At 41.8% G+C, this 12,528-nt stretch carries 14 protein-coding genes; 4 read left to right on the top strand and 10 right to left on the bottom strand.

What is annotated here, in order from left to right:
* Nucleotide 1 precedes the first annotated feature (1 nt).
* The 10 genes from ACXYMT_RS01920 to hemA form a co-directional block, all read right to left on the bottom strand.
* Complete coding sequence (locus ACXYMT_RS01920; protein ID WP_459057398.1) at nt 2-1,120, bottom strand: SDR family NAD(P)-dependent oxidoreductase; 1,119 nt, start codon at nt 1,118-1,120, stop codon at nt 2-4.
* A gap of 17 nt (nt 1,121-1,137) precedes the next feature.
* Nucleotides 1,138-1,845 carry an SDR family oxidoreductase gene (locus ACXYMT_RS01915; RefSeq protein WP_459057397.1) on the bottom strand — a complete coding sequence of 236 codons (708 nt, stop codon included), beginning with the start codon at nt 1,843-1,845 and terminating at the stop codon, nt 1,138-1,140.
* Nucleotides 1,846-2,246: 401 nt separating this feature from the next.
* Nucleotides 2,247-3,212, bottom strand: a complete 966-nt coding sequence (hemB, locus tag ACXYMT_RS01910) for a porphobilinogen synthase (protein WP_459057396.1) — start codon at nt 3,210-3,212, stop codon at nt 2,247-2,249.
* Nucleotides 3,213-3,236: 24 nt separating this feature from the next.
* Nucleotides 3,237-3,710 (bottom strand): IS200/IS605 family transposase, encoded by a 474-nt coding sequence (gene tnpA / locus ACXYMT_RS01905; protein WP_459057395.1) that lies wholly within the window; start codon nt 3,708-3,710, stop codon nt 3,237-3,239.
* A gap of 215 nt (nt 3,711-3,925) precedes the next feature.
* On the bottom strand, nt 3,926-4,828 hold the full coding sequence (gene hemF, locus ACXYMT_RS01900; RefSeq protein ID WP_459059135.1) for an oxygen-dependent coproporphyrinogen oxidase: 903 nt from the start codon (nt 4,826-4,828) through the stop codon (nt 3,926-3,928).
* Nucleotides 4,828-5,325 carry a DUF6973 domain-containing protein gene (locus ACXYMT_RS01895; RefSeq protein ID WP_459057394.1) on the bottom strand — a complete coding sequence of 166 codons (498 nt, stop codon included), beginning with the start codon at nt 5,323-5,325 and terminating at the stop codon, nt 4,828-4,830. Before ACXYMT_RS01895 ends, hemF begins: the two co-directional genes overlap by 1 nt.
* A 2-nt stretch (nt 5,326-5,327) precedes the next feature.
* A complete protein-coding gene (hemE, locus tag ACXYMT_RS01890) occupies nt 5,328-6,356 on the bottom strand; it encodes a uroporphyrinogen decarboxylase (protein WP_459057393.1) in 1,029 nt (342 codons plus the stop codon).
* The gene (locus ACXYMT_RS01885) at nt 6,353-7,090 is read right to left on the bottom strand and encodes a uroporphyrinogen-III synthase (RefSeq protein WP_459057392.1); all 738 of its coding nucleotides are present in this window, start codon (nt 7,088-7,090) and stop codon (nt 6,353-6,355) included. Before ACXYMT_RS01885 ends, hemE begins: the two co-directional genes overlap by 4 nt.
* A 24-nt stretch (nt 7,091-7,114) precedes the next feature.
* Nucleotides 7,115-8,038 (bottom strand): hydroxymethylbilane synthase, encoded by a 924-nt coding sequence (gene hemC, locus ACXYMT_RS01880; RefSeq protein WP_459057390.1) that lies wholly within the window; start codon nt 8,036-8,038, stop codon nt 7,115-7,117.
* Nucleotides 8,035-9,294 carry a glutamyl-tRNA reductase gene (gene hemA / locus ACXYMT_RS01875; RefSeq protein ID WP_459057389.1) on the bottom strand — a complete coding sequence of 420 codons (1,260 nt, stop codon included), beginning with the start codon at nt 9,292-9,294 and terminating at the stop codon, nt 8,035-8,037. The genes hemC and hemA overlap by 4 nt, the downstream gene beginning before the upstream one ends.
* Before the next feature lie 210 nt (nt 9,295-9,504).
* On the opposite strand from hemA, the gene ACXYMT_RS01870 reads away from it, so the two are divergent.
* From ACXYMT_RS01870 to ACXYMT_RS01855, 4 genes are all read left to right on the top strand, one after another.
* The gene (locus ACXYMT_RS01870) at nt 9,505-10,395 is read left to right on the top strand and encodes a helix-turn-helix domain-containing protein (RefSeq protein WP_459057388.1); all 891 of its coding nucleotides are present in this window, start codon (nt 9,505-9,507) and stop codon (nt 10,393-10,395) included.
* Nucleotides 10,396-10,489: 94 nt separating this feature from the next.
* Nucleotides 10,490-11,521, top strand: a complete 1,032-nt coding sequence (gene hemH, locus ACXYMT_RS01865; RefSeq protein WP_459057387.1) for a ferrochelatase — start codon at nt 10,490-10,492, stop codon at nt 11,519-11,521.
* Nucleotides 11,522-11,573: 52 nt separating this feature from the next.
* Nucleotides 11,574-11,864 (top strand): hypothetical protein, encoded by a 291-nt coding sequence (locus tag ACXYMT_RS01860; protein WP_459057386.1) that lies wholly within the window; start codon nt 11,574-11,576, stop codon nt 11,862-11,864.
* Between the two features lie 55 nt (nt 11,865-11,919).
* The gene (locus ACXYMT_RS01855) at nt 11,920-12,468 is read left to right on the top strand and encodes a CopD family protein (protein WP_459059134.1); all 549 of its coding nucleotides are present in this window, start codon (nt 11,920-11,922) and stop codon (nt 12,466-12,468) included.
* The last annotated feature ends 60 nt before the right edge of the window (nt 12,469-12,528 follow it).

Here is a 12,528-nt window from a genome sequence, read left to right as displayed (position 1 = left end):
TTTATACGGTTAGACCTCTGGAAGACAATTCGTTGCTGGCTTTTCCAACATTGTCGGTGGCTATTTGGGTTTTAAGCCATTCGGCCAGTTCGAATAATCCATCTTCGAACTTGACTTCAGGTTGAAAACCTAATTTTTCACGGGTTTTTGTGGTATCGGCAAAACAGTGTCTTATATCACCTACCCTATATTTTCCTGTTACTTCTGCCTTTATAGTTTCTTTGCCCATGACTTCAGCAAGTTTATCGGCAATCTCCAGGATAGTATATTTATTTCCGCTGCCAACATTAAAGACTTCTCCATCGGCTTCAGGTTTTTCCATAGCCAATCTAATAGCTCTGGCCACATCTTTTACATGGATGAAATCCCGCTTTTGGTTTCCGTCTTCAAATATCATTGGTGGATTGTTATTCAGCAGTCGGGAAGCGAAGATCGCAAGCACCCCAGTGTAGGGGTTGGAGAGTGCCTGCCGGGTTCCATAGACATTAAAGAACCTCAAAGCTGTTGTGGGGATATTATAGGCTTTTCCGGTGATAAGACTCAGTCGTTCCTGGTCGTATTTAGAAAGGGCGTAAACTGAAGACAGGTTTGGAGTTTTAGTTTCGGGAGTGGGAACCGGTTTGAGCTCCTTTCCATTGCTGTCATACATTTCCCACTGTCCGTTTTTAAGATCGGATAGTTTTCTATTGCAATCCATTCTTTTTTCTCCTGACTCATCGAGGTAAAGACCTTCCCCATAAATGCTCATACTGGAAGCAGTAACGAGTTTTTCGACAGGCTTATTCATCAAAGCCTCCATGAGAACAGCGGTTCCTACATTATTGACATCTGTATAATCTTTTATTTGGTACATGCTTTGCCCCACTCCCACCATTGCGGCAAGATGGATAACGGCATCAATGCCATCTAAAGCTTTATTCACGGCTGTCTTATCCCGAACATCTCCTATTTGCAGCTCTACATTTGGGTTGAGGTAATCGGGGCGGGTGGCATCTTTGCCGTGCACTTGTTCTGAAAGATTATCCAAAGCCCGAACCTTGTACCCCTTGTTCAAAAGCTCATCTGCAAGATGAGACCCAATGAATCCTGCGCCTCCAGTTATCAATATTTTCTTCTGCATTTTATTGGTTTTGGTTGTTAGAAGTTTTGTAATGTTGGTCTGGTTATGATCTTGTTTATGCTTGTTCCTTTTTTCTTGTTGAGCGCATACCACACATCTTCTGCAATTTCTTCCGGATCAATAGCTCCCATTCCCATTTGCTCGACTGTATTGTCGCCCGATATCTGGTGCTTAAAAAAATCGGTATCTACAATTCCGGGGCTCACTACCGTAACATTGATATGCGGAAGAGCTTCCAGTCTTAAGGTCTCTGCGATAACCTCTAAAGCAGTTTTTGATGCTGCGTATATTCCTCCATAGGGGTGAGGTTGATTGGCAGAAACTGAAGAAATAAACACTACATTTCCGCTTTTTTGAGAGATCATGTTTGGCGTAAATGCCCTGATGCATCTTAGTGCTCCCAGTAGATTGGTATCCAGGATCTCCTTCCATTTTTCTGGGTCTCCTTCAGTTAATTTTTCCTGTATGCCTCTTCCGGCATTAAGGACGAGATACTCAGGGTGACCAAAGTTTTTGACGGTCCAGTCATAAAGCTCATTAATGTCACTTCCCTTACTTACATTGCAGCTCTTAAAGGCAATGCCTTTAGAAGCAAATTCAGGCTTGGCAACGTCTGCCACTATAACGGTTAGTCCTTCCTGCTCTAACTTTTTTGCGATAGAGAGTCCTATTCCGTTGCTTCCGCCGGTGATCAAAGCAATGCTGGAAGATTGAGTTTTACTCATGCTGTTTTTTGGCCTTTAATCTGAAAGAATCAGATGGATTTTCTACAGGTTTCTAAACGGGGGAGAGGGAAAAAACCTGCTGAAAAAAACGGCTGAGTTACCTCGCCGCTCTTTTTCAAAGGTACATGAGGAGGCTGTGAAATTTTATTAAAGGCAACCTAAAACATTCTTAAACCCCGCTATTTTACTGGGAGTTTGGGGATGGATCAGCAGCCGCGATTAATTAAAGCAGAGTGAGAGAATTCTTAATAAAGTCAATGACAACACGGGTTGAAGAAGCTTCAAAAAGAAAGAACAGGAGCATTTGGCTCCTGTTCAAAAAAAGAGATTATGTTTTATGATTAAAAATCATATTTTAAAGATAAATCCAGATGTATTAAAAAGCAATTAGAATAAAATTCTTATAAAAGTTTAACTGCATCTTTTGCAAAATAGCTTGCGATTATTTGTGCTCCGGCCCTTTTGATGGCAGTGAGCTGCTCAAGCATTACGGCATCATGATCTAACCAACCTTTTTCGGCTGCGGCCTTAAGCATAGAATACTCGCCGCTTACCTGGTAAACCGCTACCGGCACATTGACTGCATTTTTTATCTCTCTTACAATATCCAGGTAACACAGCCCCGGCTTCACCATTACAATATCAGCTCCTTCTTCCACATCCTGAAGGGTTTCTTTAATCGCTTCTTCCCGGTTAGCAGGATCCATTTGATAAGTCTTCTTGTCTCCGAATCCGGGCGCCGAATCAAGGGCATCACGAAAAGGTCCGTAAAAGGCGGAAGCATATTTTGCACTGTAACTTAAAATTCCGGCGTTATGGAAATTCTCCTGCTCCAATAGCTCCCTGATCGCTTTTATACGACCATCCATCATGTCGCTGGGAGCAACAAAATCTGCTCCTGCCTGCACGTGCGAAAGTGACATGTTAGCGAGTACTTCTTTTGTTGCATCATTAATGATCTGCCCGTTCTCTACAATTCCGTCATGGCCATAAGAGGAATAAGGATCCAGGGCAACATCGGTCATCACCAGCATTTCCGGGACTGCATCCTTGATCGTCTTTACGGCGCGTTGCATGAGACCTTCAGCATTCAGGGCCTCAGTTCCTTTATTGTCCTTTAAGTTATCAGGCACTTTCACGAAAACCAAAACAGATCTTAAACCAAGATCCCAAAGTTCCATTACTTCCTTTTTCAGGAGGTCAAGGCTGTATCTGTAGTAGTTGGGCATGGATGCGATCTCTTCCTTTACATTTTGTCCTTCCACAACAAAAAGAGGTACTATGAAGTCATTTGCCGTAATAACAGTTTCTCTTACCAGGCTCCTTATTGCTTCGTTAGTTCTAAGTCTTCGGTTTCGTATGAGCATATTTGTCAATTCTGAATTTAGGTATCAAAGTTCAAGATTATTTTGTTCATCAAAAAGATATTGAGGCTTATATTCCACCTCATACAGCTTTAGGAATTTCTCATATTCTTCTCTAAAGCTACTCTTCTTATGATGCTCTTTCTGGTGTTCGATATATTTTATGGCGGAGGTTAAATGTGAATGGCTGAGACTAAAAGCTCCAAAGCCTTGCTGCCACTCGAATTTTCCATTAATCCAACTTTTTTCATTTATGAACCGGGAGGAATTGGATTTAATGTCTCTGACTAAATCTGATAAAGCTATGTCAGGTTTAATCCCTACTAAAAGGTGCACATGATCTGCTACACCATTAATCCTGATCAATTTCTGTCCTTTGTTTTTGATGATTCCGGTAATGAAAGAAAAAAGTTCAGCCTCCCATTTTGTTGAAATCAGGTTTTGTCTGCCTTTTACAGCAAATATAATATGAAGGTATATCTTTGAATATGTATCAGCCATTTTATGACGCTCCTCCGGAGCTCTTTTATTCTCGGGGATCAAATATTGCTATAAATATAACGCTCCTCCGGAGCTAATTGAAAATACTAAATCTCTTTCATGTAACTCTCGAACATATAATTAAAACAGAAATTGAGTTTCCCTCAGCCTCAGAGAGGCGACATATTTATAGCCATGAATATCCGACTCTTATTGAGCTCCAGAGGAGCGACATATTAGATCCACGACCGTGGTTGCTTCAAAACCTCCACCAGCTTCTCTTCCTCACTTCCCGGCTTGGGATGATGGTCGTAAACCCACTGCACATGGGGAGGGAGGCTCATCAAAATACTTTCGATCCTGCCGTTGGTCTTTAATCCAAATAAGGTGCCTTTGTCGTGTACCAGATTGAACTCGACGTATCGGCCTCTCCTTATTTCCTGCCAATTACGGTGCTGCGGACTGTAAGAAAGATCCTTTCTTTTCTCTACAATTGGAAGATAGGCTTCTAGAAAACTATCTCCTACATCTGTAACAAAGTCGTACCACGCCTCTTCATCCATTTCTTCGGAAGGTCTCAGGTAATCAAAGAATAATCCACCAATCCCGCGAGCTTCGTCACGGTGTGCATTCCAGAAATATTCATCACACCTCTTTTTAAAGTCTGGGTAAAAAGATGGATCATGCCGGTCACAAGCTGACTTACAAATGTGATGAAAATGTTTCGCATCCTCCTCAAAAAGGTAATAAGGAGTAAGATCTTGACCACCGCCAAACCAGCTGTCCACTGTTGTTCCATCCTTGTCATACATCTCAAAATAGCGCCAGTTAGCATGCACAGTTGGTACCATAGGATTTTTAGGATGGAGGACGAGACTAAGGCCACAGGCAAAAAAATCAACATCTCCAACGCCAAAATGCTTCTGCATTGCAGGCGCAAGAGGGCCATAGACTTTTGAAATATTCACTCCTCCTTTTTCAAAAACAGCTCCATTTTCTATAACCCGGGTGCGACCACCCCCGCCTTCTTTTCTATGCCATAGATCTTCTTTAAAAACGGCCTCGCCGTCTATGGCTTCAAGGTTAGCAGTGATCCTGTCTTGCAGGTTCTGAATATATGAGTAAAACTTTTCTTTCATCATATTGGTCTAACTTCTTCAATAAAAACCAGGTTTGTCCTTACTTCCTCAATTTCTTTAAAAGACCTGATCTTTACTGCTTCTTTTGTTTCTTGTTGTAAAAGAGTTACAATATCTATCTCTTCGTCAAAGTTTTTAAGAAATATTTCTCTGCCTATCCTGTTGTTATGCAGGTCCATGGCCTTTGCCAAATCGGCATTGGGGGATAATCGCTCATGCAGGTCCGTGATCTTTTTGCTCCAGTTAACAGCTTTTTCCATTGAGCCCGCGACAGATAGACAATACTTGCAGATCAGGTAATTCCACAGCGCATGTCGAAAAGCATTGGTCCTGTTGTCTTCATGATGCAGCGCCCCATATAAGCGGTTACTGATCTTAACCGTTCTATCAGTCGCCTTATAAGTAGGTAGAAGGTAAAGCGGATGTTTTAAAAATATCCTGCTTAGAACAACCAGCTCTTTAAAATTTAGGCTTGCTATTCTTTTACCTATCGCCACCTTTACGAGGCTTTATATTCCTTAACAGCTTCTACAAAAGCGATCGCATTCTCTACAGGAATATCAGGAAGGATCCCGTGACCAAGGTTGACTACATATCTGTCTTTTCCGAAGTCATTGATCATTTGCTGTACCATTCTTTTTATTTCTGAAGGAGGAGAATACAACCTGCTCGGATCAAAATTTCCCTGAAGCGTGATATTTCCGCCGGTTAGCTTTCTCGCCATTTGTGGGGAACAGGTCCAATCCACGCCCAGAGCAGAAGCTCCCGATTGCGCCATTTTATCCAAAGCAAACCAACAGCCTTTCCCGAAGGCGATCACCGGTATTTCCGATTTTAGAGCATCTATGATCTGCTGAATATATTTCCACGAGAACTCCTGGTAATCTTCCGGAGAAAGCATTCCTCCCCACGAATCAAAGATCTGCACCGCATCTACTCCGGCTTCAACTTTAGCCTTTAGATAAGCAATGGTAGTATCTGTGATCTTTTGGAGCAGTGTATGGGCAGCCTGCGGATTCGTAAAGCAGAATTTCTTCGCAATATCAAAATTTTTGGAGCCCTGTCCCTGTACTGCGTAGCACAGAATTGTCCATGGAGAACCCGCAAAACCTATCAGAGGAACCTCATCGTTAAGTTCCTTTTTCGTCATTTTTATTGCCTCCATTACATATCCCAGTGTCTCATGAACATCGGGCACTATCACCTTTTCAGCATCGGCAGATGTTCTCACAGGATTTGGCAGCCAAGGACCGAGACCGGGTTTCATCTGCACTTCAATGTTCATCGCCTGTGGAACTACCAGAATGTCACTAAATAGAATAGCAGCATCTGTGCCTACCTGGTGGATGGGCATTACGGTGATTTCAGTAGCCAGTTCCGGGGTGCGACATCGGGTAAAGAAATCATACTTATCCTTAAGCTTCATAAAATCGGGCAGGTAGCGGCCCGCCTGTCTCATCATCCATACCGGCGGACGTTCCACCGTTTCGCCTTTTAAAGCTCTAAGAAAAAGATCGTTTTTTATCATTTTTGAAAGGTTTCTTCTGTTGATGTAAAAGTTTTCACCACCTGCACGATCACGTTCTCAATAGATGGGGTGGAGGCGATGATGATGTTGTTAGTATAATTTTTAGCCTCTGTGGCTGTTGTTGTTCCTATACAAAAAGCTATGCTGCTTCTTAAGTCATTACGCGAACCATAACTTTTCACCGCGCTGGGGCTAAAGAACAGAACTCCATCAAAGATACGTTCAATTTTTGTCGGCTGCGTATGAGTGTCATAGACTTCTACTTCAGTAAAATTAATACCTGCTGATGTCATTTGCTCCGGAAGCTCTACATGTCTTTTTTTTCCGCAGAAAAACAGGAATTCTTCATTCTTATGGTTGCTTATGATCTCTGACGCCAGATTTGCTCCGTAATTTGCCATTTTAGACACTCTGAATCCCTTATTTTCTAGGAGAACTGCGGTTTTTTCTCCGACACAAAAGATGTCCTTCTCGCGGATCTCATTTACTAAAGGATGCTCCAAAATAGCGAGGACAGAATTTTTACTGGTAAAAATGACATTTTTAGGGAGGTGCTCTATGTTGAAATCAATGGGCTGAATTTTTATAAAGTTTGCTTCTACCAATCCAATCCCTTTATTGAGAAGTAACTCCCGCTGCCCTGTTGTCAATTTCTTTGTAGAAAGAACAGTCGCCGCCCTGCCTCCCCGAGGAGTTGGTTTGGATAGGCTGTCACTGTCTTTGAAGTTTGACAAATTGTTTGGAAGCTTTGTTGGCAATTAACCTTTGGTATTGTTAACGGCTTGTTTTATTTCCCGCATAAGTTCTGCGCCGCCGGCTTCAAGAACTTCTTTTGCGCATGCCCGGCCAAAGCCTTGGTGTTCAGAAACAGGAATTTCCTTCTCTACCCCAATTCTTTGTTGCCCGTCAAGACTAAAGAGAGCAGCTTGAAAATGAATACTTTCTCCTTCAATGGTCGCCAGCGCACCTATGGGTGCAGTACAGCCTCCTTCCAGAATCCGTAAAAACTCTCTTTCGATATGTACACATATGGCTGTAGCTTCGTGGTTTAGGGCAGATAAAGCATTTCGACAAAAATCATCTTCTTCTTTGGCCACGACCAACATCGCTCCTTGTGCAGGGGCGGGGATCATCCATTTAAGATCGATAAATGAATCTGGTTTGAGATTGATTCGCTCCAGGCCTGCCGCAGCGAAGATCGCACCGTCCCAGTTGTTATCTTTTAGCTTTTGAAGGCGTGTATTCACATTGCCTCTTAGATCTACAATTTCATGGTTGGGATATTTATGAAGCCATTGGGCCTGTCGTCTAAGGCTTCCCGTAGCAACAATCCCTTCTTCATTGAGAAAATCGGTGCCTTTGTGAACTAAAATATCTTGTGTATTTGCCCTTTTTAAGATCGCAGCTTCTACAATTCCTTTGGGAAGGGCAGTAGGAACATCTTTCATTGAATGCACAGCAATGTCAATTTGATCTGTGATCATTGCCACATCCAGGGTCTTGGTGAAAATACCCGTTATTCCAAATTCGTAAAGAGGCTTATCGAGCACCAGATCCCCCTGGGATTTTACCGGAACTAATTCTGTTTCATGGCCGAGCTTCTCAAGGGCATTTTTAACAGCATTAGCCTGCCAAAGAGCCAGTTCACTGTCGCGGGTCCCTATTCGGATCACCCTGCTCATCTTTTTACGGGCTCTTCGAGTTGAAAAACTTTCTGGATCAATTCCAGGCTTTCATCAGTAGAATTTGAGTCACCTTTTAAATGATTGGCAAACTGGTTCATGATCTTCTGAATGATCCTGTCCCCTAAAACTTCAGCCTGGCGGTCATTGAAATCCTCGATCTTTCTACGTTGAAAATCTACTTCGGCATCTTTCATGGCACGAAGTTTCTTTTTCAGAGCTTTAATTGTAGGTGCAAATTTTCTTGTTTCAAGCCAGGAGTTGAAATCAGCTTCCATTTCCGCGATGATCTCTTTCGCTTTGGGAATCGCTGCTTTTCGACGTTCAAGAGTTTCATCAGTAATTTGGGAAAGGTCATCAAGATGAATAATTGAAACTCCGGGAAGTTCAGCTACTTCATCTGAAACATTTTTCGGGATCGATAGGTCCAGTATTAATAGGTCCTTTTTATTGTATACCAGTTCTTTTGTTATGGTAGGATTTTGTGCTCCTGTGGCTACAATAAGAATATCTGCCTGTCTTATTTCTGCCTGTAGATCGCCGTAGTCCTTAACGGTAAGATCAAATTTACCGGCTATTCTTTCCGCCTTATCCTTAGTCCTGTTGATAAGTGTGATGTGGTTATTTTTAGTATGTTTCACCAGGTTCTCACAGGTATTACGACCTATTTTTCCGGTTCCGAAGAGAAGAATATTTTGGTCTGCAGGATTTTCATAATTCTTCAAGATATATTGTACCGAGGCAAAACTTACCGAAGTAGCACCCGAAGAAATATCTGTTTCGTTCTTAATGCGTTTGCTCGCCTGGATAACAGAGTTGATTAACCTTTCTAAAAAGGGATTTGAGACTCCTATATCCTTTGAGTGATTAAATGCAATTTTTATCTGGCTAATGATTTCGAAGTCTCCCAGGATTTGACTGTCCAATCCCGTACCAACGCGAAACATATGAGAGATGGCCTCTTTGTTCTTATAGACGTAGGCGACCTTTTCAAATTCCTCAACAGTACCGCGGGTATGTTCACACAATAGTTTGATCAATTGAAAAGGGTGCTGGGCAAAACCGTAGATCTCGGTCCTGTTACAGGTTGAAGTAACAATAAGTCCATCAATACCTTCAGCTTTTGCCTGCTCGAGCAAATTCTTCTTGCCGGTTTCGTCTAAACTAAAGTGTCCTCTTATTTCTGCATCGGCTTTTTTGTAACTAAGGCCAATGGTATAAAAATGCTTTCCTCTTGAAATATTGTAATCTTCCATGTACCTGATTAGGAATTCAACGGACAAATTTAAGACAACGTTAAAGTAAAAAACAACGCTCAAAGTACATTTTTTGTCGCTGCACGTGATTTTAGCCCAAAAACTGATCAAAATCATATTTTTGGGCTAATTTTACCTATGAAATATGGCAACTCCGATATTCTGTTTAGAATGTTTCTAAATAGAAGCTGCCAAAATAACAATTTTGCTATGGAAGAAAATGTCGCTCAAAGTCCCTTCGAAAAGACAAGGCTGGAAGAGGGATTTTATCTGCTTAAGTTTCAAAATCAATCGAAGCAACCGCTAAAGGTGCAACGAAACATCAACAGCAATTATATTCAGTTTCACTTTTCGGGTAAGGGAGAAGGAAGGTTTTTCTTTAATAATGGAAGTTATAAGATCCCGCTTCTGGAGGAGAACGCGCTGCTCCTTTACAACCCTAAACGCGATCTCCCAATAGATCTTGAGCTACAGCCCCAAAGTTGGGTTGTCTCTATAGTTATCTCAATAAAGAAATTCCATGCCCTGTTTTCTGAGGAAGCAGGATATATAAGTTTTCTGAGCCTGGAGAACAGGGATAAGCAGTATTATAAGGATAGCGTGCTTACCCCGGGGATGGTCATTGTTCTCAACCAGGTCATGAACTACAATGTTATTGCTTCGATAAGGAATCTCTACTTTAAGGCAAAAGCCTACGAATTACTCAGCCTTTACTTCAATAGATCTGAAGAGCCCGATGTGGAGCAATGTCCATTCCTGACAGATGAGGAAAATGTTTTAAAGATCAGGAAGGCTAAGGAGATTGTCATTGCGAATATGGCCGAACCCCCTTCCCTGCAAGAACTATCGCGTGATATAGGCCTCAGTATGAAGAAGCTGAAGGAAGGTTTCAAACAGATCTATGGCGACTCCGTTTTTAGTTTTTTATTCGATTATAAAATGGAATATGCGAGAAAACTTCTGGATTCGGGAGAGTATAATGTCAATGAAGTTGGTCTAAAGGTAGGCTACAGCACGTCGAGTCATTTTATTGCTGCTTTCAAGAAGAAATTTGGTACTACTCCAAAAAAATACCTGATGTCGCTTACTTCGGAAGCCTGATCTATAAATTCCTTCAATGGAACCATTTTTCTAAAGCTTTCTGAAGCATTTTCAGCAGAAGTTAATAATTGTATTTTTGAAGCAAAATTAAAAGATGAGCAAAGGAGTTTTACTTGTCAATCTTGGTTCTCCCGACAGTACAGATCCAAAAGATGTAAAGAAATATCTCGATGAATTCCTCATGGATGAAAGGGTGATAGATGTGCCTTACTGGGCACGTACCCTTTTAGTAAGAGGAATAATTCTCAATACCAGGCCTAATAAATCGGCCGAGGCTTATGAGAAGATCTGGTGGGAAGAGGGCTCTCCTCTTATTGTTCTTTCTGAAAGGCTTCAGGAGAAAGTAGATGAATTAACTTCTGTACCCATTGCCCTTGCCATGCGGTACGGAAAACCTTCTATTAAAAGCGGACTTCAGGAGTTGCAGGATAAAGGAGTGGATGAGGTGCTCATTTTTCCGCTATATCCGCAGTTTGCCATGGCAACTACCGAAACAATTCTGGTATTGGCCGAAGAACTTCGGAAAAAGCATTTTCCACAAATGACTTTTACTTCGGTTCCTGCATTCTACAATCACGAAGATTATATTCGGGTGTTGGGTACAAGCATTGCAGAATCTTTGAAAGGAGTGGATTTTGATCATCTTTTGTTCTCTTACCACGGTGTTCCAAAAAGACATATTAGGAAGAGTGATATCACGAAATCCCATTGTACAATAGATGGCAGTTGTTGCCAGACCCCTTCTGCGGCGCATCAATTCTGCTACCGCCATCAATGTTATGAGACCACAAAATTAGTAGCCGAGTACCTGGGGCTTGAAAAAGGTAAATATTCGGTGTCTTTTCAGTCAAGACTTGGTTTCGATCCCTGGTTGCAACCTTATACAGACAGGACTATTGAAAGAAAGGGACTGGAAGGGGTAAAGAATCTTGCTATAGTTACTCCGGCCTTCGTCTCAGATTGTCTTGAGACCTTAGAAGAGATCGCAATGGAAGGGAAAGAGATCTTTGAAGAGGTAGGAGGGGAAAAATTCACTGTGGTACCATGTCTTAATGATCGCGAGGATTGGGTGAAGGTCCTGGCGCGTTGGATCGATGAATGGGCTCACCAAAATGTAGCCGTATAATCTCATTTTTGACACCTCTTCAAAATGCAGTTTTCTTTATCTTTGTTAGGATATGGAAAAGGAGAGGCTGAAGTTGGAACTTTTAGAGAAGATCATTAACTGTGATGATGCTTCCGTTTTGAAGAGGGTGGAGGAGATTTTGCTTGACTATTCGCCTAAAGCTTCAGAAGCAGGAGAGGAATATACATCTAATAAAAGGGCTGCACTTTCAGAAGAATTGAACATTTCGCCAGAGCAAGAGGAAGAGCTGATGAGAGGTTACGACGACCACTTGAAGAATGGTGGCAAATCCATACCTTGGGAAGTGGTGAAGCAGAATCTGAATGAATCTTCTGAATTCTAAAAAGAAGCCATTTCCAACACTCGCCTCAATCCAGATAAAAAACCTTCAGAATAAATTGGAATACTACAATTACATCAAGGCCCTTCATCTCATCTTTGTGATTACCTGGTTCGCCGGACTTTTTTATATTCCGCGGCTGTTCATTTACCACATTGAAGCTTCAGAAAAACCGGAGCCCCAAAAAAGCATTTTAAGCGACCAGTTAAAGATCATGACCAAAAGGCTGTGGTATATTATTACCTGGCCTTCGGCAGTTCTTGCTACTTTTTTTGCTGTTTGGCTCCTCATCCTTATGCCAGCCTGGCTGCAAATGTCCTGGATGCATGTCAAACTATTGTTTGTGGTGCTGCTATTTGCTTATCACTTCAAGTGCCACCATATTTTTAAACAAATGCAAAATGACAAGATCGCCTGGACCTCAAACCAAATGAGGCTGTGGAATGAAGTTTCTACTCTAATTCTTTTCGCTGTTACTTTTCTTGTCATCGTAAAGGATGCCATCAACTGGATCTATGGAGTGATCGGGATCTTTTTACTGGCCGGAATGTTGATGCTGGGAATAAAGGTTTATAAGCGGGTTCGGTCCAAAAATCCCGATGCGTAGAATGGTTTAATAATTGTTGAGTATTTTGCCACTTTAAACAAGAACATTTGAAATTCTCTT

Source organism: Salinimicrobium sp. CAU 1759 (assembly GCF_054482715.1).
This window is presented reverse-complemented; position numbering and strand designations above follow the sequence as displayed.